Source organism: Shewanella carassii (genome assembly GCF_002777975.1).
Classification (GTDB): domain Bacteria; phylum Pseudomonadota; class Gammaproteobacteria; order Enterobacterales; family Shewanellaceae; genus Shewanella; species Shewanella carassii.
This window is the reverse complement of sequence record NZ_NGVS01000031.1, coordinates 103067-127678: the sequence shown is the minus strand read 5'-3', so window position 1 is coordinate 127678 and position 24612 is coordinate 103067. Positions and strand designations below refer to the sequence as shown.

At 48.6% G+C, this 24612-nt stretch carries 22 protein-coding genes; 13 read left to right on the top strand and 9 right to left on the bottom strand.

Features of this window, described 5'->3' with window-relative positions; all coding sequences use genetic code 11:
• Nucleotides 1–7 precede the first annotated feature (7 nt).
• The 5 genes from CBE72_RS15340 to CBE72_RS15320 all read right to left on the bottom strand — a co-directional run bounded on the left by CBE72_RS15340 (nucleotide 8) and on the right by CBE72_RS15320 (nucleotide 7483).
• Entirely contained in the window at nucleotides 8–1882 is a 1875-nt protein-coding gene (locus CBE72_RS15340; protein WP_100144734.1) for a hypothetical protein, read from the bottom strand.
• Nucleotides 1883–1939: 57 nt separating this feature from the next.
• The gene (locus CBE72_RS15335) at nucleotides 1940–3829 is read right to left on the bottom strand and encodes an NHL repeat-containing protein (protein WP_100144733.1); all 1890 of its coding nucleotides are present in this window, start codon (nucleotides 3827–3829) and stop codon (nucleotides 1940–1942) included.
• 4 nt (nucleotides 3830–3833) lie between these two features.
• Complete coding sequence (locus tag CBE72_RS15330) at nucleotides 3834–5597, bottom strand: hypothetical protein (RefSeq protein WP_100144731.1); 1764 nt, start codon at nucleotides 5595–5597, stop codon at nucleotides 3834–3836.
• 568 nt (nucleotides 5598–6165) lie between these two features.
• Nucleotides 6166–6645 (bottom strand): tRNA (N6-threonylcarbamoyladenosine(37)-N6)-methyltransferase TrmO, encoded by a 480-nt coding sequence (tsaA, locus tag CBE72_RS15325; RefSeq protein ID WP_100144729.1) that lies wholly within the window; start codon nucleotides 6643–6645, stop codon nucleotides 6166–6168.
• A 79-nt stretch (nucleotides 6646–6724) separates the two neighbouring features.
• Nucleotides 6725–7483, bottom strand: coding sequence for a substrate-binding periplasmic protein (locus CBE72_RS15320; protein ID WP_100144727.1), 759 nt, complete (start codon nucleotides 7481–7483; stop codon nucleotides 6725–6727).
• A 521-nt stretch (nucleotides 7484–8004) separates the two neighbouring features.
• On the opposite strand from CBE72_RS15320, the gene CBE72_RS15315 reads away from it, so the two are divergent.
• The 8 genes from CBE72_RS15315 to CBE72_RS15280 all read left to right on the top strand — a co-directional run bounded on the left by CBE72_RS15315 (nucleotide 8005) and on the right by CBE72_RS15280 (nucleotide 15926).
• Nucleotides 8005–8661, top strand: coding sequence for a QnrA family quinolone resistance pentapeptide repeat protein (locus CBE72_RS15315; RefSeq protein WP_100144725.1), 657 nt, complete (start codon nucleotides 8005–8007; stop codon nucleotides 8659–8661).
• A 151-nt stretch (nucleotides 8662–8812) separates the two neighbouring features.
• Nucleotides 8813–9094, top strand: a complete 282-nt coding sequence (locus tag CBE72_RS15310) for a hypothetical protein (RefSeq protein ID WP_206191798.1) — start codon at nucleotides 8813–8815, stop codon at nucleotides 9092–9094.
• 48 nt (nucleotides 9095–9142) lie between these two features.
• A complete protein-coding gene (locus CBE72_RS15305) occupies nucleotides 9143–9577 on the top strand; it encodes an HNH endonuclease (protein ID WP_100144723.1) in 435 nt (144 codons plus the stop codon).
• A gap of 311 nt (nucleotides 9578–9888) precedes the next feature.
• The gene (locus CBE72_RS15300; RefSeq protein WP_100144721.1) at nucleotides 9889–10209 is read left to right on the top strand and encodes a hypothetical protein; all 321 of its coding nucleotides are present in this window, start codon (nucleotides 9889–9891) and stop codon (nucleotides 10207–10209) included.
• A 718-nt stretch (nucleotides 10210–10927) separates the two neighbouring features.
• Nucleotides 10928–12457: a flavocytochrome c gene (locus CBE72_RS15295; RefSeq protein ID WP_240613089.1), complete on the top strand. Its 1530-nt coding sequence runs from the start codon at nucleotides 10928–10930 to the stop codon at nucleotides 12455–12457.
• Nucleotides 12458–12514: 57 nt separating this feature from the next.
• Nucleotides 12515–13705 (top strand): DcaP family trimeric outer membrane transporter, encoded by a 1191-nt coding sequence (locus tag CBE72_RS15290; RefSeq protein ID WP_100144717.1) that lies wholly within the window; start codon nucleotides 12515–12517, stop codon nucleotides 13703–13705.
• Nucleotides 13706–13759: 54 nt separating this feature from the next.
• Entirely contained in the window at nucleotides 13760–14095 is a 336-nt protein-coding gene (locus CBE72_RS20630; RefSeq protein ID WP_139190829.1) for a cytochrome c3 family protein, read from the top strand.
• A 190-nt stretch (nucleotides 14096–14285) separates the two neighbouring features.
• On the top strand, nucleotides 14286–15926 hold the full coding sequence (locus tag CBE72_RS15280) for a sigma-54-dependent Fis family transcriptional regulator (protein ID WP_100144715.1): 1641 nt from the start codon (nucleotides 14286–14288) through the stop codon (nucleotides 15924–15926).
• Between the two features lie 58 nt (nucleotides 15927–15984).
• Here the strand turns inward: CBE72_RS15280 and CBE72_RS15275 are convergent, their stop codons facing one another.
• Nucleotides 15985–16941 carry a tetratricopeptide repeat protein gene (locus CBE72_RS15275; RefSeq protein WP_100144713.1) on the bottom strand — a complete coding sequence of 319 codons (957 nt, stop codon included), beginning with the start codon at nucleotides 16939–16941 and terminating at the stop codon, nucleotides 15985–15987.
• 241 nt (nucleotides 16942–17182) lie between these two features.
• Between CBE72_RS15275 and CBE72_RS15270 the strand changes: the two genes are divergently transcribed.
• Entirely contained in the window at nucleotides 17183–18208 is a 1026-nt protein-coding gene (locus CBE72_RS15270; protein ID WP_100144711.1) for a nuclease-related domain-containing protein, read from the top strand.
• A 110-nt stretch (nucleotides 18209–18318) separates the two neighbouring features.
• Here CBE72_RS15270 and CBE72_RS15265 read toward each other — a convergent pair whose 3' ends face one another.
• Nucleotides 18319–18996 (bottom strand): cold-shock protein, encoded by a 678-nt coding sequence (locus CBE72_RS15265; RefSeq protein WP_100144709.1) that lies wholly within the window; start codon nucleotides 18994–18996, stop codon nucleotides 18319–18321.
• Here CBE72_RS15265 and CBE72_RS20260 point away from each other — a divergent pair.
• From CBE72_RS20260 to CBE72_RS15250, 4 genes are all read left to right on the top strand, one after another.
• Nucleotides 18966–19232 carry a hypothetical protein gene (locus CBE72_RS20260; protein WP_167387683.1) on the top strand — a complete coding sequence of 89 codons (267 nt, stop codon included), beginning with the start codon at nucleotides 18966–18968 and terminating at the stop codon, nucleotides 19230–19232. The two genes, CBE72_RS15265 and CBE72_RS20260, sit on opposite strands and share 31 nt — an antisense overlap.
• Nucleotides 19233–20751: 1519 nt before the next feature.
• Complete coding sequence (locus CBE72_RS15260) at nucleotides 20752–21726, top strand: hypothetical protein (protein ID WP_100144707.1); 975 nt, start codon at nucleotides 20752–20754, stop codon at nucleotides 21724–21726.
• A 9-nt stretch (nucleotides 21727–21735) separates the two neighbouring features.
• Nucleotides 21736–22071, top strand: coding sequence for an STAS-like domain-containing protein (locus CBE72_RS15255; protein WP_100144705.1), 336 nt, complete (start codon nucleotides 21736–21738; stop codon nucleotides 22069–22071).
• A gap of 5 nt (nucleotides 22072–22076) precedes the next feature.
• Nucleotides 22077–22649 (top strand): PIN domain-containing protein, encoded by a 573-nt coding sequence (locus CBE72_RS15250; protein ID WP_100144703.1) that lies wholly within the window; start codon nucleotides 22077–22079, stop codon nucleotides 22647–22649.
• A gap of 416 nt (nucleotides 22650–23065) precedes the next feature.
• On the opposite strand, the gene CBE72_RS15245 is transcribed toward CBE72_RS15250, so the two are convergent.
• Entirely contained in the window at nucleotides 23066–23323 is a 258-nt protein-coding gene (locus CBE72_RS15245; protein ID WP_186298667.1) for a hypothetical protein, read from the bottom strand.
• 25 nt (nucleotides 23324–23348) lie between these two features.
• Nucleotides 23349–24275 (bottom strand): DUF4760 domain-containing protein, encoded by a 927-nt coding sequence (locus CBE72_RS15240; protein ID WP_100144701.1) that lies wholly within the window; start codon nucleotides 24273–24275, stop codon nucleotides 23349–23351.
• Between the last annotated feature and the right edge of the window lie 337 nt (nucleotides 24276–24612).

The following is a 24612-nucleotide window of genomic DNA, read 5'->3' as shown; positions in this document are numbered from 1 at the left end:
CATCATTTCATTGATAATCATCTTCATCCTGATGGCTCATTTCATATGGCAGGAGGCGGTTAAAGGCCTCGCCGTCAGGGGTATCGGCATACTTGCCGAGCAAGGTATCCAGATTGCCATCCTGTTGGAAAAACAGCTCATGATCGACATCGATACAGTTGAGGTATTGGGCCACCAGCGGCAGATATTGGCTGCCGGCCAATCCCAATTGCAATGCACAGTCGGCCAGTGCCGGCTTGCTGATATGTGGATCGCTGTAACAGTAATGGAGTCGCTCATTGGCAATGAATAGCCCCAGCAGACGTGCCATATAGTTCCGGCCTTCCAATTGGAGGGCCACAGCCTCAAAGAAGCGCGCCTCATCCCAGCTTTCGTCGGCATCATAAAAACCGAGGCGCAAGTCTTTACCCGACTTGAGCGATTCAAAATCTGTCAATGCCCGCAGCACTAGCTTGTCCAAGGCCTCAAGCCTCGCACTCGCTGACTGCAGATCCCTGACTTCGATTCGCGAAAAACCGAGCAAAGGGGGAACTGTATCCTGCACCTGCGCCTGGGCATGGAAGCTGCTCCATTCTGTCTGCTGTAATTGCACAGCAAAGCTCGCGTCCATGGCGGCGGGCGCTTGGTTCATCTGGCTGGCCAGATCCAAAGTGGGGTTGGGATTGACGTTGGAATTGACGCGCCACAGATAATGCCAGTCGGTCAGCAAGGCTCCCTTGCCGAGGAGTTTCATGCCCTCCTCGTCGTATAAGTCATCTTCGCCATCCGGGAGATACAGGGGTGAGCGCCACTGCCCGTCCAGAGAAACCTTGCGAGTCGCGCCTCCATGCCAGCCAAGCCAAAGCGCCGCTTCGTCATCGCAGTAGGCAATATCATCCAGCTGTAGCCAGAAACGCCCCTGGGCCTCTTGCCAGTCGAGATTGTCGACATCGGCCGGGGCCAACAGCATGTCGGCGTCATCAGCCAGTTGCTCGCGGGTATATTGACGCACGCAAAAACGGCCTATCTCGCGACCTAGGCGCAAGTCAATGCGCTGCAACTGATACGCCAGCGCCTCGGTTTCAGCATCGGCTACCCGGCTCAACTCCATGGTCGGCAGGGTAAGCTCACCGCGCTCACTGTCCAGCGCCAGGGCACACTCCCAGAGCGCTTCATTCCCCGGCGGATTGGGCAATGGCATGGCCGCCACCTGCAAGAGCTCGGAATAACGGCCCTGCCATTGAACTTGGTTAATGCTACTACCTACGGGGTCACTGCCCACGACAGCCATAGGGTCCAACCGCAGCAAAAACTGCCAGGCCTGGGACCGACGACGCCGACTGCGGTGACAATGCAGGATCAAGCTGTTATCCGGCCCGGCATAGAGGCGATCGGTAAAACTCAGCCCCATGCTGTCCGGCAGTCCGGTCGCATCGACCTCGGCCCAAGGGCTGCCCTGATTATCCACCTCATCATTCAGCTGCATGGCAGCCGAGGGCGAGAGTTCCCTGTCCTCCAGCCAGTGCCAGAGCATTAAATCGTAACAGCAGCGCCGGTCATTTTCGCCCAGTGATGCCAGGGTTCGGCCATCACTCAATACCGCGACTTTGAGATATTCCATCCCGGTATGAGCCAAAAACTCCTGTTGCCGATGCGCCAGATCCACCAAGTAGAGACAGCCCTGCTGATCCCAGATAACGCAGCTCTGCTCACGCCCCGGCACCCCATGAAAACAGCCACTGACCTGCATAGTGCCCTCGGCCATGGGAAAGTCTGTGCTCCAGATGAGCCGATAACCCGAGCCCGTATCTGCCGCTTCATAGAGATACAGGCAAGGGCAGCCATTGTCCGCATCGATATAGATGAGTTTACCGTCGCCAACCGGCGAACTTGTGAATGACATATTTCTTTATCCTTTGCTCAAAAATACCAGCGACTGCCAGTTATCGTCGTTATCGAATTATTCGTCGTCATAGTCGCCTTTCTCGGCCAGCTTAAACTCCGGGTCGTTATAGGGGCTTGGGACCGCCGCCAGGAAAGCCGCCAACTCTTGCGAGTCCTGATGTTCGGCAAAGATCACTTTCAAGGTGCGATTGATATGAAATGGATGCACGGGTAAGGCGCTGAGAACATTGAAATAGTCCGCGAGTTGCGGCAAAGCCTGCCTGTGCTGGCTGAGCGCCAAGGCAGCCTCGGCCAGCACAGGCTGTCCCTTGGCTCCCAGCAAGCATCTGGCCTGGGGCAGACGGCAGTATGCCGCCAGGATGGCCGCAATCAACTCAGGCCCCTGCTCCAGACGCACGGCATAGTGGAAGAAGTCGTACTCGCTGTGCCGATTCCCCAAACCATCGACAAAGGCAAACCAGAGCCTGCCAGGCTCAGTAACCGCACTATGGGTTATTTTCTGTTTCAAGCGGCCAAGCCAGCCGGTTCTGGTTTCAACTGTGGCTCTGGCTGTTACTGAGGCTAAGGGCGCTCCGCACGCCTCCCCCAGGCTCTGCTCCAATTTGGGGAGCACCGCCAGTAGTTGCTGCAAGAGTTGCAGCCTGCCTTGATCCGATGTCAGATCGTCACAATAGAGAGTCACCCTACCACTGGGGCAAGGCTCGGCCTGCAGTTGGCTGGGAATTTGCAGCGGCTTGGGTTGATAGCTGCAGCAATTGAGCGGGCACTTTTGCTGTTCACCAGCCAGCAGGCTCTGGGGCACAGCAGCTTGGGAGCCGATGTCGACCGAGTAGTGACTGGGCTCATCGAGATCACCGAACGCCAACCAGAGCCGCCCTTGGTTAACCCCCTTGATCATGACCAGATCATCACCATAGTGGCTCAAGGGGCGCCACTGCCCCGCAGAGTCTTGACTGCCCAGTTGGTACAGAGGGGAAAGCCTCTCGCCCTCCGGCGACACCTTTTGCACTACCCCCCCTTTCCAGCCCAGCCAGAAGACTTGCTCCTGCTCGCAAAAATAGCTGCAAGTCAGGCTGTTGAGCAGTTGCTGCCACTCGTCGTTATCCTGGTGGGATATCTCACCGGCGGCAATCCGCTCCAGCGCTTCCTGAACCATTTCGGCATCATATTCATCACAGATATCGGCCATGGCCAGCAAGCGCACCCCGGCATCAACTTGACGGCCAAGATTCATATCTATCAGCTGCAACCTGGCTTCGTAACGCACAGGCTCGCCCTCGGCCTGATGACGGCTCACCCCATCGGCGGCCAGGGTAGTGATAAGGCCGTTGGCACGGTTCTGGAACCAATAATCTCGCGGTGAAACCTGCACTGGAGCCGGTTTCCCCGGCAGAGGCTGTTCGGACCAGGTTTCGTTTGACGGGTCAAAATACACCAGTTGCTGAAAGCGGAAGCGGTAACCCTCATGATCATTGCGACCATAGAAGGCCACGCGTCCATCCCGGGTCAGAATCAGTGACTCAGGCTCGATTTCGGCGCTCACAGGCCAATGCTGTACCGGCTCCATGGCCGCGAGATCGACCTTGAGCAAGCTGTGGCCGCGGCGCGCAGCGATGCCCACCCGCCCGACCACCCACAGGGTCTGGTTATGGCTATCGAGCCAGGCCCCGGGGCTTCCGGAGATTTGTAAATCCAGCACCTGTTCACAACTGCGCGCCTGATAATCGCAGACAAAAAGCAGTCCATTTTGGCCCAAGGCCAGAAAGCGAGTGTCATCCAGCCACTGCAACAAGGCCAGCTCGCCATCCTCGGTTCCCGGCAACTCACATTGCCACAACAGGGTGTCGGCCTCGGCAGAACTCTGGATAACCTGAATAAGTTCAGGGCCGATAAAAAACAGCTTGGCCTGTTGCAGGCGGATATTGGTTCTTACATTGGCATTCATTGAGTTATTCCTGTGATTTGCAATCAGGCGGGGAAATCGGCCAGGACAAATCCTGGACAAAACGGCGATATTGGCGGCGCTTGAGCAGCCCCTGGCCGTGGCGCCGTTGAATAAGCGGCACTGAGTGCTGTTGATGAAAAGCGGCGCCTGGAACATCAGCCAGCATATTGAAATAACGAGCCAACAAAGGCAGATAAGCTATGTCATCACCGGCCAGCGCCAGCACTGTGTCCGACAAGGCCGACTTGTCGGCGCCGCTGCGCAGACTTGCCGCATCCGGATAGGCCAGCAGCTTCTCAACGGCTTCTGCCAACAGCTCGGCGCCGCCCGGCACAGCTATCAGCGCGGCCACAAACTGCGCCTCGGTCCATTCACGGCCATGTCTGTCGCTAAAACGCCACTCCAGGCGCTCACCCTTGGCGCTGTTTGGTAAGTCGGCCAGGCGACTGACCATCTCTTTGGCGCTGGCCAGCAAACACTCCCCCAGCTCCAGATAATCGGCCTCAATGAGATTGAGTCCCGCCTCACCATGGGCCAGGCTCTGCTGCTCACTCATCACCAACTCAGGTTTAGGCCAGAAATAACAGGGGAAACTCTGGCACTCGGCTTCCCCAGGCAGCATGGGCCTGACAGTGCTGGTATCCAGCGCATATATCTTGAACCCCACCAGCAGCAAACGATTGGCCGTGGGAGAGGTCAATTGATAGTCATAGTGATCAAAGGCTACCAGGGCAAAGGGATTGGCTTCGTCGCCGGGGAGTGGGCATTCGTTGGCGCGATAGCGAGGCGACACCGCCTTGAGGCGGAAGTGTTCCTCTGGCGCCAGATAGCCCTTCATCAGCTCGCCACTGCGCCAACTCAGCCAAAAAGCGGCTTCATCCCGGCAAAGGCGGATACCGCTCAGCCCGTCAAACAGGCTTTCGAGTGCATCAGTCAGCTCATCTTCATCACAGGTATCTTCGCCGCTCCTGAGCGACTCAAGCAAAGTGGAAAACTCATCCGGATCCAACAAGCCATCATGGCTGTCGAACCAAAGCACCGGCTGTTGCCAAAGCACATCAAGGGATTCGAGAGCTACCAGTTGCAACTGCAACCCAATGCGTGGACTGTCACCGCTCTCATCCAACAGACACTCAGACACCGGCAATAAGGCCAACTGCCGCTCAGGGCAAAGGTGTATACTCGGGTAACGGACGCCTTTAAGCAGCGGTTTGCCCTCAATCCGGTGAAATTGGCTCTGGCCATCGACCACATTGGTGCACCAGAAGCCATGCTCCCGCTGCGCCAGAGAGCCGCATTTACGCTCATAGAATAAAAAACAACCGTCACGGCGCCGTACCATGGTGCTGCCAAGGCGACGATTATCCAGATATTCAGGCAAGCAGATATCGTTAATCAGCCGCCAGTCGGCCAGCGACCAGCCCAGAAGACAGGGATATTCATCATCCCCTCTTGGCTGCTCGGCCACATACCAGAACTCGCCTCTGTCTTTATCCAGCCAACCATGACCATAGATGCCGACATTTGGCAGATTGACCATCAGCCGAGGCCCGGTTTCGATATCACCGGCATAGATCTGCCCGGAGCAGGTGGCGACCACAAATTCGCTGTCGCTGTAGAAGGCGCTCAGCACCACTTCATCCTCGGCCTGAGGTAACTCATACTGCCAAAGCAATTGCTGACGGCCATCAGCCAGCGGCGTCAACAGCTGCAACTGCGGGGCACCGGCCTGCTTCGGGGAATGTAAAATCCATTTGGCAGCTGTCATCTGAGACTCCTGTTGTTAACAGTAAAGAGATAGCCGCGTCCGCAAATCGAAGTGGCATGATGAAATAGCCCCAAAGCACCCATCAAACATAAAAACAACTTGGCATGGCTAAGGGGGCTTGCTAGGTGCGTATGCAGAGCAAATAAAGGGGAAGAAAGCGTTTGGCCTAGATTAACCAGCAGCCTAATGGGAAACTGAACGACAATAGCAGTTTTCAAAACAATCCTTTTCGATGGCCTTAAGGCCTGGGCCCATCCAGGGCTCGCTTAAATTCAATTCGACCGCGATGATAAGCACAGTCAACACAGTCGAGGCGGCCGCCAGAGCATCCTTAAGATCCCTTGGCGGGAGGATGGATTTTGACGATTCCAGCCATTGGAAACAAGTTAAAACGCCAACAAAGTGATATGAATCAATAAGAGGGAAAAAATTTACACCATAGTCAAAACCGACTAAACGGATAAAAAGCTCAGCTCACAGCGGCGAGAATGTCGGCGTGGCCAGGCGCGAGGAAACCAGAGCAACCGGGATATGCTGCTCCGGTGATGAAATAGGAACGGTTTTTGTGTCAGGCAAATCTGTCGTCGGAAAGAGTTTGCAACGGATCTTTGCCCTGTTCATACCAACCATCACGGGTATTTTGCACGCAATCAAATGCCTGAATATAAGGTTTGATATCTATGATGGGGGTGCCATTGAGCATATCGATCCCCTTAACATGAATGCGGTTGCCCTCTAAACGATCAATTTCCAGTATCGACAGACCTATGGGATTGGGGCGCTTGGGTGAACGGGTCGCAAACACACCGCGCAATTGGTTATCGAGAAACGGTTTAACCTTGAGCGCCCCCTGCTTACATTGGTGCAGGTGAAACAGCACATAAACATGGGAAAAACCATCGAGGTCGGCCAACCCTTCGGCATAGTCGGGATGGATCACCAACACCCCTTGGTTATCGGCGACCTTACTGCCCTGGATCGGCATGTTGGCCAGTTCTGTGTACTGGGTTTCGGCGTGGCCTATGGTGGTAAAGCTGACAACTTGCATAATAACTCCGTTGTAAATACGGAGCTGCAGTCTACCTCAAGGCTCAGGGGGGATCCTCAAGACAACTCACATTCCCGCTTCAGGGTACGCTGAGTAAGGTTTCTTCATCAAAGTACTTATGCCTCAGACGCCGCCCCTCTTCCGAGCTCAAAACACGGTTGAGCACAGCCTGAAAGTCACTCACCAATTGTGCAGGGATACCGGCACTGAATGCAAAACACAAAGGCTTATGACTGACCTCAAGCAAAGGCGCCATCATGTTCGGTTCATAGCCTTGCCGTTTAAGGGTGCTCACCAAGGTTAATCGGTTGCTGGACAATAAATTAGCTCGGCCACTACTGAGCACCCTAATCGCCTGCTCCAGGCTGCTGGTACGCACCAACAAGGCGGGATTGAAGCCATGACTCAACAGCAACTGCTCACCTACATCTTCTCTGACTGCCACCACCACTAGCCGCTTGGCATCATCCAGACGGGTTAATCTCGGCGCCGTCTGTTTGAATGCATACAGATTTAACTCCAGAGTGCCCAGACTGCAGGCCCATTGAAACAGGGGAGCCCTGGCATCGGTCCGGGTCGTGGAAAACAACACCACGTTATCGCGGCTTGCCAACAGGTAGTAGCCTCTGGCCCATGGCAATATCTCTATGGGTTGCGGCTCAACCCCCATCTCCCGCCAAACAAGATGCAAAATGTCGGTTGTGAATCCAGAAACCTGCCCCTGTTCCGCACTGAAATTGTAAGGAGGGTATTCTTCGGTGAGATACCTGAGCTGGCTCAGATCCGCAGCCGCCTGCACACTGCAACAATAGAGCAATAGCGGAAAAAGTAAGCGCATAACTATCCCCCCGGACAACTGTATCTATAGGAAAGACCTCTGCAGGTCTTCAGTCCTATGCCTTGAACGCCAACGGTTGTGCAAGCCACTCTCGACAAAAGAGAAGATCACGAAGGCTTACTCGCGCCCTGCTTAAGTGTTGTCAAAGGCGGCACAATATACAAACCCGGGGTTCATTTAAGCCATCGTCTTTAAATGATTTTTCAAACAAGCTATCAAGAGAAAACTTCTGACACTCTACAAGCCTCGTCAGCAGTTCTCCGCGAGCTTGAATTATTTTTCACGACGCCTCGAGCATGGAACCCACTTAAAGGCTCTCAAAATGTCGGTTTACCCCCTTAAAATCGCGATTTAAGCACTTGTCAAAGCTATGATTTTAAAGGCTTTATTTTTAGTGATATTCCAGAGCGCCGATGCTAGCCTGCAAAGATTGTTGGGAAGGCGCGAACCAACTCCATGTTTGCCTGCCTAGGCAGAGCTCATCGAAAGAGGTAGCCTCTTCCCTGATTAAAGGAAGCCGTATGGACATTATCGATAAAGTTTTTCAACAAGAGGATTTCTCACGCCAGGATTTGAGTGACAGCCGTTTTCGCCGCTGCCGCTTCTATCAGTGTGACTTCAGCCACTGTCAGCTAAGGGATGCCAGTTTCGAGGATTGCAGTTTCATTGAAAGCGGCGCCGTCGAAGGGTGCCACTTCAGCTATGCCGATCTGCGCGATGCCAGTTTCAAGGCCTGCCGTCTGTCTTTGGCCAATTTCAACGGTGCCAACTGCTTTGGCATAGAGTTCAGGGAGTGCGATCTCAAGGGCGCCAACTTTTCCCGGGCCCGCTTTTACAATCAAGTCAGCCATAAGATGTACTTCTGCTCGGCTTATATCTCGGGTTGTAACCTAGCCTATGCCAATTTGAGCGGCCAATGCCTGGAAAAATGCGAGCTGTTTGAAAACAACTGGAGCAATGCCAATCTCAGCGGTGCTTCCTTGATGGGCTCAGATCTCAGCCGCGGCACCTTCTCCCGCGACTGTTGGCAACAGGTCAATCTGCGGGGCTGCGACCTGACCTTTGCCGATCTGGATGGACTCGATCCCAGGCGGGTCAACCTCGAAGGGGTCAAGATCTGTGCCTGGCAACAGGAGCAACTGCTGGAACCCTTGGGAGTCATAGTGCTGCCGGATTAATGCAAAGGTGGGTTCAGACAGCAACCGATAAATATCGCTTGAGTTCCCGCTTGCAACAGGGCAGATTCAGCTATGACAACGCATAACCGCCGGAATACCATTTCCTCTGCTGTAGTAGCCGATGTTATACCTTCGCTTCAAAGGAGGCATTATGAAGACTCAACTGCACGCCGAGCTGGCCCAGGTCAAACGCTCTTTGGTCATCACTCAACTGCTGGGGGCCCCCGGCATGTTGCTCATAGGACTGGCACTCTATGGCCTGATTATCGCCGATGGTGATGCCTTCGTCCCAGCGCTCAATAACCCCATCAACTGTTATGCACTGATCGCCATAGGCTCGGCCATCGCCTTCTGGGAGGCGTTGAAGGTCATCAAGCTCACCAAGAAACAAACGCAGATCCTCAAACAGCTGGATGAACTCAAGGAAACCTGATGCCAATAGGCCGAGAAAACCCCACCAGATAAAAGAGAAGGAAATACCGTGGAACTGGAAATTCAAGTGACTTTTCGCACTGGAGACAGCATAAGAACCCGGCGTTACAAGAGTGAGCAGAGTGCCCTGCGCGGCATTTGGAAATGGCTCAACAAGCATCAGGACAAGGCCGATATTCAGGCCAGCTTCTTTTCTCCCGAGTTCGGCCACCGCGCCTTTGAGCATCCGGAGCAGCTCAGCGAGTTCGAGCCCAAAACCATAGATAACTTTTATCAATCCAGGGCCTGGCTGGCACTCAGATATCAGGTGCTGCAAACTCACGAACACAAATGTGCGAAGTGCAACCGTACTAAAGCCGAACATAATATCGTGCTGCATGTTGACCATATTCTGCCCCGCAGCAAGTATCCGCTCAAAGCGCTGGATATTAATAACATGCAAATACTTTGTGAACAGTGCAATCTAGGAAAGCTGGATAAATAAGCCGCATAACTTGCTGGCAATTTTAGGGTAGGGTATCCTGTAACGCGTTTGTCAGAATTGGCTCAAGGAAGAAACCGCTCGAGGAGGCTATGGTAGTTTAAATACCGGCAATCCTCACTTCCGGAACCTCAATCTCTCGAACAACCCAACTCACTCATCTCGAAATATTGGAGCCCCTAAAGTGCTTTGACACTTCCATGCACTTGTAATTTGACAGCTTCTCTTAGCTACGCCTTGGCAGTGCTCTCACAGCAGCACAGACAACAACAAATTAACATGGAAGTCATACACAGATAAACGGAAGTTAGCTAATGAAGAATATAATAATCGCTATCGTTTTGACCGGCCTGACGGCCTGCAGTACCGCCCCCAACGCCATTGTCTTCGATGGCAGCAGCGCAAAGTCCACCCAACAGGATATTATCAGGTTGATGGCAAGGCTTAACTCCCATGATAAACAAGAATTGGTTATGGCCCTGCGAAGCATTCAACGGGCTCAATTTAATGATCCCCTGGCGGCGATGCATCACTCAGATCAATATGGTCAGATGGACTTCGGTCTAATAGGGCAAAAGATTGATGGTATGGACTTTGAGCAGGTGCTTGAGCTAGCACACGGCCATAGAGACTAATCCAAAGCTGCTGGGGCATTCGATTAAGCCCTTATCCCGTTCCCCTGGCCGGTTAACTCCGGCCACCATATTCCGCCTCCCATTGCCAAAGGTTTGTTTGCCAGTATTTTATTGGCTCACACGCCCTTTATCGGTATTCAAGAAGGATACTAGAGCCGCTAATATCTGTGCTCAGCCCTCTTGAAAATATCGCGCCGGCACGACTCAATATCTCTCAAGCCAGTAAAAATCCACAGAGATCGCCACAAATAATAAAGGCATCGAGCATGCATACACACAAGCTTTATCCCGCTCTCTATACCAGCCAAACAGAAAAACATGTCCTGCTCGCAGGCGGAAACCAAATTCCGGCAAATAAACTCAAAAATAGAATATAAAACACACTAAACCGTCAGTTTAATTTCATCACTTACTAAAACATTTTCGGCCAATATTCTAACTAATAAACGTTTTAAAACCAGCCAACAAGACCTATGTCACACTCATAAAAATAAAAACAATAAATGAATGAGAATATATTTCTCAAAAGTATAGCGACTCAGATCACACCCCACTAAAAACAAAAATAAAAACCATCAAAAACAATAACTTAAAACAAATGATTAACTGGCACACAATATGCCAATAATAAATTGAGCACAGTTAAATATCTATATTAAAGCTCAACTTAATTAGCAATTTATCAATACAAATGACTAAATTCGAATAAAGGAAATCGATGATGACAAAAAATAATAATGCAGACTTATCCAGACGTAATTTTTTAAAAGTTACCAGTATCACAACCGCAACGGCAGGGCTGGCATTATCCGGATTGGCAGTCGCTCAAACAACGCCTAAAACCCAACCGATTGATTGGGATGAAGCGTACGATGTTGTCGTAGTCGGCAGTGGATTTGCCGGTCTTTCTGCGGCAATCGAAGCTAAAAATGCCAATGCCTCTGTGGTTATTTTGGAAAAAATGCCGGTACCGGGTGGAAACTCGACCATCAATGGCGGTGGCATGGCGGTTGTTGGCAGCGATATTCAAAAGGCCAACGGTGTTAAAGATTCAGTCGATGCCCTGCTCGCAGACATGTATAAGGCCGGCCTCAATCTCAACTACCCGGATCAGGCTCGCATGGTGGCAGAGCGCTCCAATGACGCCTTCGAATGGTGCAGAGATTTTCTCGGAGTTAAATGGAAAGATAAACTGGCTCAGTTCGGCGGCCATTCCATCCCCAGAACTCACACCACCTATAACCAATCCGGCTCAGGCATCATTCAACCCATGCTGAAAAAGTGTGATGAGCTGAATATCCCCCTGCACAAAAAGGTCTACGTTAAACGTCTCATCACAGATCCTGAAGGTCGTGTCATCGGCCTGGAAGTGATCAAAAAGTATAAGCCAGGTAAGGAAGACACAGCGGCAACTCACTTTATTAAAGCCAATAAAGGTGTGGTGATGGCATCGGGCGGCTTTGCGGCAGATGCCCTTTATCGTGCCACACAAGATCCCAGACTCACGGATGAATTGCGCACGACCAACCACAGTGGCGCTACCGCTGAATGCCTGAAAGAGATGATCCGCGTCGGTGCTAACCCAGTGCAACTCTCCTGGATCCAGCTCGGCCCCTGGGCGTCTCCGGATGAAAAGGGTTTTGGTCTTGCGCCAATTTTCGCCGCCTATTCGGCGTTTACCCACGGGGTGATGATTAACCCCGAAACCAGCGAACGCTTCGTAGATGAACTGGCAGACAGAAAAGTACGGGCCGATGCCATCATAAAAACCGGCAATATTGCGGTTGCCATTTGTGATGCCGATGGTGCCCAGGCATCGATGCACGTGATGCCCAAACTGCTCGAACGCCAGGTAGTACGCACTTTCGATAGCTTAGAGTCGCTGGCCTCGTATTACAAAATGTCGGCGCCAACCCTGAAAGCCCAAATAGAGCGCTACAACGATTATGTGAAGCAAAAAAGCGACCCTGAGTTTGGCAAACCTTTCTCTATGAACCAAAAGCCAATTGTCAACGCCCCCTTCTACGCCGTACGCCTATGGCCGAAAGTCCACCACACCATGGGTGGCATAGAAATAGATACCCAAGCGCAAGTGCTCAATATCGCCACCAGAGAAGCGATTCCCGGCCTATTCGCCTGCGGGGAAGCCACAGGTGGCACCCATGGTGCCTGTCGACTGGGTACGGTCGCCATTCCAGATTGCATTGTCTTCGGCCGTATCGCGGGACAAAACGCTGCCAAAGCATAGCGGCTAGCAACGGCCAGGTCTGCTGGCCGTTAACCGACATAGATTGAGGATAACCACATGTTAAAACGTGACTATTTAGGAATTGCCATCGGTGCCGCGTTACTTGCATCCACGACTCCTGCACTTGGCTATGACTTCGAAATCAAAGATACCAAGCTTAACTTGGGCGGATTTATCAAACTGACAGGTATTTATGACACCGACGGCACGGTAACCGCCCCCAGCAACGGTGATCTCTACAGCGTGTACTCGACACCACTGGATGGTTCACCCAATGCCGAACTGTCTGACTTTAGAATGACGGCGAGAGAAAGCCGAATCTATCTCAAATCGAGCACAGACACCGACTATGGCAAATTAACCTCCCACTTCGAGGGGGACTTCTTCGCCGATATCGACAACGATGGTCCCACTTGGTCCAACAGCAATGGATTCCGTATTCGCCATGCCTATTTCAAGATGGACAATGGCGCCCATTCGCTGTTGGCGGGGCAAACCTGGACGGCCTTCATGGACTTTGCCGGCACCATGCCTTCACTCGACTTTGCCACAGATCCGGGATCAAGCTTTGTGCGTCAGGCTCAGGTACGTTACCAATACACCATGGGCAAGGGGCATTATGCGGCCATCAGCCTGGAAAACCCGACTCTGGGCTTAACCAAGGCGGGGCCATTTACCCATGTCAACAGCGGCTCCTCCAGCGAAGATATCATGCCGGACATAGTGGCCAAGTATTTCTATGCCAATGAGTATTTAACTGTCTCTCCCCGCGCCGTGGTGCGTAGATTTGAGCTGGATGGCGACGATGCCTTCGGCTATGGCCTGGCACTCAATACCAGCCTCAAGTTTGGTGACGGGCATAAGGCGATACTGGGATTGATGTACGGTGACGGCATCGGCCGTTATGCGGGTCTGGGATTCAATGCCGGTGCCGGTATCGATGCTCAAGGCAACACAGATACGCTCAAGTTCAGCAGTATCAATGGCGGTGTCATATTCTCACTGGGAAACAATCTACGTTGGACTCTTGGGGCCGGTTATTCAGAGCAGGACGATGAGGGGTTCGACAAAGGCATTTTAACCGAACATGCCAATAAGACCGCCTTCTCCTGGCATACCAATCTATTTTGGAATATCACTCCTGATATTGAATATGCCATAGGAGTGAGATCTGGAGAGGTTGAAAACATGGGAGACAGAGAGGGGGATATGACCCGTTTTCAAACCTATCTCAAATACACCTTCTAGTTCAACGGGAAATATCATCGTCAGCATGATGACACCAATAATAACCGGGTGAAAATGATGAACATAAACAATCTAGCAATTTTATTAACTGCTACCTTAATATGCTCTTCCCAATCCTTTGCAATGAATGAAATAAAATCTCACCATAAAGATGCGGGTTTAACCTGTAAGAGCTGCCATCTCAGCAAACCTTTTGCCGCAGTTGAAATGGATCAATGCCTTACCTGTCACGAACAACCCAAGCAAAAAGAGGACTATCACGGAGCGCCGGATGCCCATGATTCCCCTCATTATGGGACGAGTCTGGAGTGTGAAAATTGTCATATCGAACATGGAGAATCGGAAAACTTTTGCAATAGCTGCCATGAATTCGAATTTAATGTGCCTTAAACGTTCGAATAATGCCTTTATATAAGTAAAAACCAATCTTGCCAGCTCACGAAAATGGGCTGGCCTTTCTTAAAAACATCAACTCATCGCCTACATTTTAAACACGAATAATCAGGAAGGCGGTCACTGAAAGCTAACACCTGTAATGCTAAGCTCGTCGATAGCATAATATGTTAAGGTGTTGTTTTAGATGAAAACATCCCAGCTTGACCTAAGAGAACTTCTGGCATTTAAACCCCATGGAGGCACCATGAGTTTTCTGGGGAGAAGAATGTATCTGATGGATATGTCGTCTCATGGATTACTCCGAAATGAAATTATCGAAACCGTTGGCAATGATCTCAGCCGCACCATAATCACCCGCTCGGGATTTATCCGTGGCTGGTTACTGGCCGAACAATTAAAACGCCAACTGCCCGATGTCTGGGCCGAGGCCAAACAGGGGGTATTGGGCCCCATGGTCTGCTCAATGTTCGGATTCGGTGAAGTCTTGAGCAGCCATCGCACCGATGGACGCCATGGCGACCCCTTGGTAGAAACCTATTTCATCGGTTCCTACGAGGCGGAGCAACAGTTAAAAATCAACGGTCAGGCCGATCAGGTTGTTTGTTGGGAACAGGTGGGCTTTGCCAGTGGTTATGTGTCTCATGTCCAACAGAGCACAGTTTATTTCATCGAGTCTGAATGTCAGGGCAAAGGCGACTGTCACTGTCACCTTATCGGGAACTATCTTGAAGAGTGGGGAGATGAGCTCACGCCCTTCCTGCCGTTTTTCAACGGCATAACCGCGGAAAATATTCAGGCCGAAGTCGATGAAATCCTCAAGGATGAAAATCATCGGCCTCGATATCTCAAGCAAGAAAATAATTTTCCCGCCGATACCCCCTTCTTTAGCAACAGCTATCCGACCAACAGTTACCCGATGCAAAAACTCATCAACATGGCACTCAATGTGGCCGATGTGCCGACCTCGATTCTTGTTACTGGAGAAAGCGGCGTCGGCAAAGAGAAGTTGGTCGAGTTTATCCATAAACATTCCAACCGCAGTGATAAACCTTTATTGGCGATAAACTGTGGCGCCTTGGCTGAAAGCTTACTCGACAGTGAACTCTTCGGTCATGTTAAGGGCGCCTTTACCGGGGCCGAATCGCAAAAGATTGGCTTAATTGAAAGCGCCGATAGTGGCACATTATTCCTGGACGAAGTCGCAGAACTTTCCCCCATGATGCAGACCAAACTGCTGCGGGTCATTCAGGAACGGCAGATCCGCCGTGTGGGTGATAATAGTATTAAAAACGTCGATGTGAGGATTATTTCAGCCACCAATAAGGACCTGGAAGAAGCGGTAGAAAAAGGGGAGTTTCGTCAGGATCTTTATTATCGACTCAATGTAATCCAGTTGAAAATTCCGCCACTGAGACAACGAGGGGAAGATATCTTGCCTCTGGCCCGCCATTTCCTGGCGGACTTTAATCAAAAATTTGCCCGGGGAGTCACCAGTTTTAATTACAAAACCGCCGATCTGCTGCTTAATTACGACTGGCCCGGCAATATCAGGCAGCTGGCCAATACCATAGAGCGCGCCGTGGTACTCAGCTCTGGCCCCCAGATAATGCCGGAAGACCTACCGGAAGAGTTTCACCATAACCTGTCCAAACCCACAGTCAACAACGGCATAAAGCCCCTCAACACCATTGAAAAGGACTATATTATTTCGGTGCTGGAGGCGCTGAATAACAATAAGGCGCTGGCCGCCAAGAAACTGGGGATGAGCCTGGCCACCCTCTATCGAAAGCTCAAGGAATACAATAAGCAAGATCTTGAAGATTAAGCCCAGCTTGCACGATTTAAGCTGCGCTGCCTAATGCTGACTTTTCGCTTAGATAAGATCAGCCCAGTCCCTTGAGCAAATTCATATTCTTGGCCAATGCCTGCATTCGCGGCGCCACGATTTCAAGGGTAAACAGCGCCGCCTTCTGACGGGCCTGATGGCGCTGGCTCTGCTTCAGCATGGCCTCAATATTGCGGCTGCGCGCCACGGCAATATCAGACTCGGAGCACTGGCTGGCAACACGGGCCCAGACATAGGCCTCGGCCAAATCGCCCCTGGCTGCAAACAGCATGGACAAACGATACTGGGCAGCGGGCTCACCTTGTCTTGCCGCCATCAGATAACTGTCGATGGCAGCCTCGGTATCGGCGGCTATGCCTATGCCATGCTCCAAGCAGTAGCCCAGATTCAAGGCCGCCAGCTTATCCCCATGTTCAAGCCCCTGCCGAAAGCAGGCGACGGCCTCGGCAAAGCGCTGCTGCTCGGGAAGATCAATCGGCCAATCTTCGCCATTGGCGGGTTCTCGCAGCAACATCAGCCCGCGGGCGGTAATGGCGTTGGCAATGCCGCCCTGCTCCGCCGCGGTAAACAACTCAAGCGCCGAGCGGTATTCGGGTTTGCCTCCCAATCCCATCAGCTGCATCATCCCCAGATAATAGGCCGCCGCCGGGTCCTGCTGTTTCTGCCAGGTCCTAAGACACCAACGCTTGGCACTGCCCAACGTCGCTCCCACAGGCGTTACCCCGATACGGCTGAGGTTATGTTGAAACCAGGCCTCAAGCGGCGTCAACCCTTGCCAAGCCTCAAGCAAACGCCGATAGTGCCGTGGTTCGCCTTCTGCATAAATTGCCGCACTGGGCGCATCCCAGTAGGTAAACAAGCGCTCGCTGCCCTGCTTATCCAACCAACCCTGCATCAGGGTCGGCTTACGCCGCGTCTCAACCAGCCACATAACCCCTAGGGTCAGCGCCAGCAGCACCACAATACACAAAATCGGGCCAAGCTCTTGATCCATGTTTTGTATCCCTACAAATAGTTTTATCCCGACAACTCAAACGCCGGCCAAATAACCGTGCCTTTGCGGGGAAGCGAAAGGCCGCATTATTGATTGAAGCCGATAAAAAAACCAAGCACGCTCAATCACCAGTGCCGCACTCAACTTCAATTACAGACACTTTGGCACTCAGGCCAAATAAGATACACTGGGCCATTATCAAGTTGCTCATTATTGAGCAGTGAATGGATGCAGTTGATAAATGATTCTAAAAAGTAAATCACTCCAAGTTACGCAATCTCCCCAAGCCTATGCCGGGCAAAAGCAGGAACAGGACGTCGCCTTCTTTTTGCGTCGTGCCTTCAAAGACCATCCCCAGGTCATGGTCATCAACGACTTTAAGTTCAACTTTAACGGCGAAACCGCCCAGATAGATCACCTAATCATCTATACCTATGGCTTCGTGTTAATTGAATCCAAGAGTATTAAGGGCCGCGTCAACGTCAACCAACAGGGCGAATGGACCCGTAGCCACCAAAACCAGTGGTTTGGCATAGCCTCGCCACTGAAGCAGGTGGAATTGCAACAGGCGCTGTTGCTGCAACTCCTGACCCATCACAAACGAGAAATTCTCGGGAAATTACTGGGTATCAAACAGCAGGGCTTTAAGCTACGCGTCTGGGATCATCTCTGCGCCGTCTCGAGCGACGCCATTATCAACCGTGACACTATGCCCAGCGAGATCTCACAAAAGCTGGTCAAAACGGAGTTTTTGGTCGACAAACTCAATGAGGTGATGAACCTCAAAAGCAGTTTTATGCGCTTGGTAAACTTCAGCGATACCCGGCCAGATTTCAGCCAAGATGAACTCAAATCAATTTGCGACTTCTTGATAGCACAGGATATCAGTAGCCCCTCTCAGCAGGAAACCGGCACTCCCCTAGCCAGCGATGAAACATCAACCAGTACAGTTACGACGCAAGTCCAAGCAGAAGTAGAAGAAAGGCATACACAGATACAGGAAAGCCGCGCTGCAGACTACCAAACCCAGCCCCATGTGGCAGCATTAACAGCAAGGTTAAATTGCAAACATTGTGGTGAATCGAGCAACTACATCCCTATGTACGGCAAGTTTGGCTACTACATCAAATGTCACCAGTGCAGCAAGAATACTCCGATGAAACAAAGCTGCCCTCAGTGCCAAAGTAAAAACACCCGGGTACAAAAGCGGGCCGAGACTTACACTCTCAATTGCCAAGAGTGCCAGTTCACTGAAAAGCTGATTTAGCGAGTCCAATGAAAAAGTGTAGTTAAATACACTTTTTCATCCATTCAAGCCGAAAACGCCTTAAAAGTGTAGTTTGTTACACTTTCAAGGCGCTGATATCACCTTGTTAGCTACTGTGGGAACAGACCGGCGATAATCGCCGCTGGCAGGATTGCCACCACAGCCAGCACGGCGACGGCGCTGCCGAGGCAGCCGGAAAGCTGGCTCTGTCTGGCCTTAAGCTCAGTCTCTTGTATCGGCCCAAAGGCCTGCTCAGCCGCCTGAATTCTTTGCTGAAACTGCCGCTCGGCAACAAGGGCCATCTCTTTGGTATCACAGGGCTGCTTTTCAGTGACCAAGGCCAACACCCCCTTGAAAGCATGGCCGGTAAAGCGATAGTTGCCTTCAGAGAAGGTCTTCTTTTCAAACTCAAGCCCGAGCACGGCATTACAGCCACACTGCTTAGCCAGCTGCTCTATATATTGGCGCCCCTTGGCCGGATCTTTGAAAAAACGGGTCGAAATAGGCAAACGCAACACGGCATCACCATGCTTGGGATTGCTACCCTTGGAGGTGAAGAAATTCAGCAGTCGCTCTCTTATATAGACCTCAGGAATACGGATCTGCTTGGCAGACAATCCCTTGGGGGTTGGCGTAGGGTCAAACTCGACCAGCACATTCTTGACCAGCTTAGCCTCATCACTCCTGTTCACCAGGGCCGAAACATGCAGAAAATAGCTTTCGCCATCATCCCCATTGATAAAGCCAAATTTTTTAGATGAGACATACGAAACGACTTTTCCTTTCACTACACAATCCCGATAACTTTCTCTACGACTTCCAAAGCCCTATACAGCAACAGCCACAAAAAACCGCTGCAGCAACAGAACAGATTCAAGCCACCGATACTAACATCTCAACCCGGCAGCAACTGCTGCAACATCCTCAAAAACCGGTTAAAACCGTTCACTTTTCCCTAAAAATCATTGCCGTTCCCCGCCAGCCACTTTTTGCCAGTGGACAGGCCAGCAAAGCGATTCACTGAAGCCGCTAACTCAAGCGGCCAACTTAAACAGGCAACTCAAGCGGGCAACTAAAGCAGGCAACTCAAACAAGTCATTTAAGCCAAACCGCACAACAAAACCCCCCATGCGGTAAAGCTTGTTTTTCACCGCAGCAATATTGTAGGATTGGCTAGGCTTTTAACAAAAAACCAACGAAAATCAACACTTAAGCGTCAGCTAAAGTACGAACAACAATCAGGGATGGCAGCCTCTCTCTCACCCGAGTAGGCAAAAGGCAAGGACAAGCTTTCAATACCTCACCTCATATACCTCCCTGACAAAAACCACTTTAACGGTTGTACAACTTGTGACCCAGACTAAGGTTTCACCGGCAACAAATTGATAGCTTTAGTGTTGTTTTTATTGAAATTTAACTCGGTTTAGTACGCTCTGGGATAGCTAGAATTCACTGCGGTAGCCATCCCCATCCAATTGCAACCATGCGCCAAGCTGCGCTTGGCCAAACCTTTTGGGATTTGTTGCTTTACAAGCGACCCAGAATCTAAACCTTCCAGGCTTCACCCGACGAAGCCGAGCACTTTGGCCATAGTGTTTAGTGAAATAGTTATGGGTGTCCTCACTTTTTTCCCTCGGTTTGACCGGGGTTTTGTATTTGCCAGCGTTGCAGTTACACCTGACATCAAAGACTTATAGGATCGGGGTACGAAAAAATTGTGAATGTCCTCACTCTCTGCAATTGGATGGAATTTTTTGAACAATGAATGCGGCTTTACTGACCGAAGCGCAAGGGAAGATAATTCCCTAGGCAAGGGTTGCCCTGCTCGACGGCAATACTGTAGGATAAAGTAAAGTTTTGACAAACAATGCGTAAGCGTTCTCTATAACACGCAGATGAATGTCAGGGATAGCCATCTTCCTAAAAGAATTGGCTATAGTTTTCAATGCATCGTTCTAACATGCTCTCCTCTGGCGTTTACTCTCTTTATACTGCGTGATGTTAGCTAAGGTTATTTCAACAATGATTAGATAGCTTTAACATTGTTTTTATTATATTTTTATTGGACTTCCTCGCTCTGGAATAGCTAGAATTCCCTGCGGTAGCTATACTTGGCGGTGTCATAATAGTGCTCTAAAATGCACTATGGACAAATTGGTTATATGTAATCAAACGAAATAGGTGTTCGTTTAGGTGATTTTGAAGATAGAAATAAAAAAGCATATGACTTATTAACTCCCCTTACCAGTTTTTCCATTTGTAGAATGTAATAGACCAAATTAGGTAAATGTCATTACCTAACTACTGTTGAGTTTAACGTTAGCATTTATCGTGCTTACTGCAAAACATCTAGTAAAGCAATGATAAAGTCCCACCTTCCTTTTGATATTATATTTTGATACCAACTATAAAAATATTTAATGAGTTTTGTTTAGCACTTACACATTAATTATTGGTAATTTTTTATCCTTTAAGCCAGCAATGCAAAACTGAAACCACTTTATAAAATATAGAGTAAAATCAAGGAAATTAAAAAGAAACTCATGGCAAAGGTTTTAATTCCAGTCCCAACCATTAAGTATGACGATAACGGATTCAACCAGATTCTAAAAATCATGGAGACAATAACTTCCGACCCAAAGAATAATTTCGACTTTGATTTTGGGAAGTGCGCAAGAATAGACCATCACGGTATTGTTCTGTTGGGAGGTTTGGCTAGATACGTCAATTTTCAAAACACAAAACTAACGAGATCATTAATTGTTATATTTGAGAGTCAATCTCTTGCAACAGCTGGCGTCATGTTTAATGTAAATTCAATGAGTGACTTAATCAGAGAGAGACTGATTGAAAATAATTTCCTTAGCCACTTTTCGCAAAACAATTTCCAAGGCTATGCTAAAGGCGACTATATAGGCTATAGAGAACACACCACTCACTTAGACGAAGATAGTATCGCAGAACACCTTAGCGAACAGTGGCTATCTGATGATAAAGTCAACCTAAGTAATGCACTAAAAGATGAAGTTGTTAGCAGGATTCTTGAAATATTTATGAATGCTTATGGGCATGGAGCAGCTATTCAAGACTTAAGACAACTAGGAGTTTATAGCTGCGGTCAATATGATAGGAAAGAAAAAACTCTTTGCTTGAGTGTTTTGGATTTCGGACCAGGTATTGTAAAAAATGTAAAGCATTACAAAAGTGAAATAAAAAGTGATATTGAGGCAATGCAATGGGCTTTGGTTAAAGGGAACTCAACTGGTACCGATAGTGTAGAAAAAGGTATGCCGCGAGGTCTAGGTTTCGACTTGTTAGGTGAATTTGTTAGGCTTAATAAGGGAGAAATGCGCATTTACAGCAATAAAGTTTATGCTAAAATTTCAGACGGCAACAATTTTGAAGTGGGTACCTCAAAGTATAACTTTCCAGGAACGTTGGTAAGCATCAAGATCAACTGTGATGATAGACATTATCGCTTTAAATCTGAAGATGTAGCTCAGGTTAAATATTTTTAGGAGTAGACAATGTTAAAAGTAAAAGTCTTTGATTTAGTTGGTAAAAATGCAATATCCATGCAGAGCGGAACAAAGCTAAACAATGCCATTGCTACTGCACTCTTAGAAGGCCAGACTGTAGAAATTGATTTTTCAGGTGTATCTTTATTTGCCTCCCCATTTTTCAATGCATCAATTGGTGTTCTATTGAAAGATATAAATATCGAACAATTAACGGATAAGATGAAAGTTGTTAACTGTAATGAAATAGGTCTTAGCTTATTAAATACTGTTATACAAAACGCAATCCATTTTTATAGTGGGGAAAGCAAAGTAACTGATACTTTAAACAAACATGATGAGTAAATGGAATGACTAGAATTGTTGACATTAAAAATAGAGTAAATCTACACCATTCAGATAAGTTTTTTATTGACACAAACGTTTGGTTCTGGTTAACCTATGCAGCTTCAAATGAGATTCAAACTCAGAATGCGCCAGTTAGATATCAGTTAGAAAGATATCCAGAGTTTATAGAAAAAATACTAGATGAAGGTGCAAACATTTATCACAGCCCGTTAGCTCTATCTGAATTAGCCAATATAATAGAAAGAACGGAGTATGATATATATCAATTAAAAAACACAGAGAAAATATCTCGAAAAGACTTTAGAAGAAAAAAAGAATGTCGAAAAAAAGTCATGGAACAAATATCTGACGCATGGAAGCAAATAGTCCAGATGTCATCTCCACTCGACATTACACTAAATGAAACTTTGTCGAGTAAAACCCTATCAACCTTAAATCAGTACTGCTTAGACGCTTATGATGCTTTCTACATTGAGTCAATGTCTGACTATGGAGTATCAAACATTGTAACTGACGATTGTGATTTTAATGGATTAGACATTTCATTGTATACTGCAAATAATCGACTGGTTTAATTATAGCTTGATTTCGAAAATTTCGCTGCTTATTACTTTCGATAGAAATCTATAATTATAAAGATTGCACTTGTTAGTTAACGCTAAAACTTTAGTTTTCTCATTCGAATAGCTAAATGATATTTCTATTTCTTAATAGTTTACTCTAGTAAAAAAGCGATACCACAAGTATCGTTTTCATTATGTTTTGCCCTCTACAAATTTGATTGTCTATTTGAGCTTTAGAGCAAATAACGCTAACACGAAGTACCATGATCAACTATAACGGCAAAATATAAATAATGAACGACTCAGCAATCACCTATTAATATTACAAGTCCACGCTATGAAAAAGCCCCGATACCTTTGGCATCGGGGCTTTCTTTATTTGGTTTTAGTCTGTTAAGCTTCTGACCAACAGATGTTTTGCTAAAAAGTCAGGACACCCACAACACTTTTTGTATCGGCCCAAAGTCCTGCTCAGCCGCCTGAATTCTTTGTTGCAACTGCCGCTCGGCAGCAAGGGCCAACTCCCCCTTGAAAGCATGCCCGGTAAAGCGATAGTTGCCTTCGGAGAAGGTCTTCCTTTCAAACTCCAGCCCGAGCACTGCATTACAGCCACACTGCTTAGCCAGTTCTTCTATATACTGGCGCCCCTTGGCCGGATCTTTGAAAAAACGGGTCGAAATAGGCAAACGTCTTTACACTACTTTTTGTCAATTAAGCAGCGTTTACATCATCATCGGCAATAGGTTTCACTGACTCCCCTTTAGTATCTTCAACTAATGGCTTACCATTCATAATCTTCAAAACAATGTCGCTAGATGGATATTGTATCCCTGCTTCAGCGGTATTCGGATTTGATCTATGCTTCTCGACAAAAGACTCTCCATTCCAACGCTTTGAAAGATATACTATACCTTCAAAAGCAGCTGGATCCTGCTTCTGTGATTCAAGAATAATATGGAATCCTCTTCTTTCAATCCCCTTCAAGAAGCTTGAAAAGCATTCTTTAAGTAAACAGTCATCTAAGTCCTTAAATTTTATCCCTTGAGCAAGAAATTCGAAATAATTCAATACGTAAAGCAAGCCATTGATAGCATCCCGATAATCATCAGGCACACATGCATTTTTGTACTCTTCTTTATCAGGGTTACATCTCCACTCAGACAACTCCGCAGGTACAAACCTCATACCTCTATACATTCTAGTACTTGCGCGCAACTGGGCTTGGTACTCTGGACTTGTTCGAGTATTAATGATCATATTGAGTGTGTGCGTTCTTCTTATGTTAGCTGCTGACGTTATACATTGAATCCACCAGCCCATCCCAATCATAACTCCCGTAACCATTACAGAAAGTGAAGTCTGAAAAGTTGGGAAATATCTAAGGATTCCATAGGCTAATAACGTTATGATGAAGCTCACTGTACTAAAAACAGGTAAAAACTCAGCAGTATCGGGATACTTCTCTTTGATTATATTGAATAAAATAAATACTATTGTTGCATCTAGCGATAGCACGATTAACCAATCAATAATCTCTAGGCTAAAAGGAAGGGTATTGGGATAAATAAATGTAAAAAGAAGTCTCAATGCAGAAACGAGTAAGAATGCAGTTATGCAAGCCCCTATGAAATTCTTCATAACTCCCTTTATTTCAAGTAATTTTTATACTAAAAGGCCCCCGTTCAAGGAGGCCATTGCTGTGTACGACTTAGTGGTTAACCTTCGCCAAAACCTACTGCAAATGTTTTATCCATAATTTTACCCCTTTTACGCACTTTGAGCTCCAACGAAACGCTGGGGCTGCAATCAAAAAGCTTTGAATTTAAGGCAAGAATAGCAGTAAAAATCGCCCTATAGCAACAAAAATCTTCGCAAAATATCTCAAAGAACAGTCAAATTTACTAGGGTGAAACAACCTATCCGTGTAGACATGAGACTGTAGGGGTCTTTTGTGTAAGTGGCTGTTTGTCCTTTG

What these genes read in the sequence shown, in the direction of transcription:
- CBE72_RS15250 (WP_100144703.1), top strand. Translation starts at nt 22,077, where the DNA reads ATGACTAGAATTGTTGACATTAAAAATAGAGTAAATCTACACCATTCA.
- CBE72_RS15260 (WP_100144707.1), top strand. Translation starts at nt 20,752, where the DNA reads ATGGCAAAGGTTTTAATTCCAGTCCCAACCATTAAGTATGACGATAAC.
- CBE72_RS15240 (WP_100144701.1), bottom strand. Translation starts at nt 24,275, where the DNA reads ATGAAGAATTTCATAGGGGCTTGCATAACTGCATTCTTACTCGTTTCT.
- CBE72_RS15335 (WP_100144733.1), bottom strand. Translation starts at nt 3,829, where the DNA reads ATGAATGCCAATGTAAGAACCAATATCCGCCTGCAACAGGCCAAGCTG.
- CBE72_RS15330 (WP_100144731.1), bottom strand. Translation starts at nt 5,597, where the DNA reads ATGACAGCTGCCAAATGGATTTTACATTCCCCGAAGCAGGCCGGTGCC.
- CBE72_RS15340 (WP_100144734.1), bottom strand. Translation starts at nt 1,882, where the DNA reads ATGTCATTCACAAGTTCGCCGGTTGGCGACGGTAAACTCATCTATATC.
- CBE72_RS15275 (WP_100144713.1), bottom strand. Translation starts at nt 16,941, where the DNA reads ATGGATCAAGAGCTTGGCCCGATTTTGTGTATTGTGGTGCTGCTGGCG.
- CBE72_RS15315 (WP_100144725.1), top strand. Translation starts at nt 8,005, where the DNA reads ATGGACATTATCGATAAAGTTTTTCAACAAGAGGATTTCTCACGCCAG.
- CBE72_RS15300 (WP_100144721.1), top strand. Translation starts at nt 9,889, where the DNA reads ATGAAGAATATAATAATCGCTATCGTTTTGACCGGCCTGACGGCCTGC.
- tsaA (WP_100144729.1), bottom strand. Translation starts at nt 6,645, where the DNA reads ATGCAAGTTGTCAGCTTTACCACCATAGGCCACGCCGAAACCCAGTAC.
- CBE72_RS20260 (WP_167387683.1), top strand. Translation starts at nt 18,966, where the DNA reads ATGAGACATACGAAACGACTTTTCCTTTCACTACACAATCCCGATAAC.
- CBE72_RS20630 (WP_139190829.1), top strand. Translation starts at nt 13,760, where the DNA reads ATGATGAACATAAACAATCTAGCAATTTTATTAACTGCTACCTTAATA.
- CBE72_RS15255 (WP_100144705.1), top strand. Translation starts at nt 21,736, where the DNA reads ATGTTAAAAGTAAAAGTCTTTGATTTAGTTGGTAAAAATGCAATATCC.
- CBE72_RS15310 (WP_206191798.1), top strand. Translation starts at nt 8,813, where the DNA reads ATGAAGACTCAACTGCACGCCGAGCTGGCCCAGGTCAAACGCTCTTTG.
- CBE72_RS15270 (WP_100144711.1), top strand. Translation starts at nt 17,183, where the DNA reads ATGATTCTAAAAAGTAAATCACTCCAAGTTACGCAATCTCCCCAAGCC.
- CBE72_RS15320 (WP_100144727.1), bottom strand. Translation starts at nt 7,483, where the DNA reads ATGCGCTTACTTTTTCCGCTATTGCTCTATTGTTGCAGTGTGCAGGCG.
- CBE72_RS15295 (WP_240613089.1), top strand. Translation starts at nt 10,928, where the DNA reads ATGATGACAAAAAATAATAATGCAGACTTATCCAGACGTAATTTTTTA.
- CBE72_RS15290 (WP_100144717.1), top strand. Translation starts at nt 12,515, where the DNA reads ATGTTAAAACGTGACTATTTAGGAATTGCCATCGGTGCCGCGTTACTT.
- CBE72_RS15280 (WP_100144715.1), top strand. Translation starts at nt 14,286, where the DNA reads ATGAAAACATCCCAGCTTGACCTAAGAGAACTTCTGGCATTTAAACCC.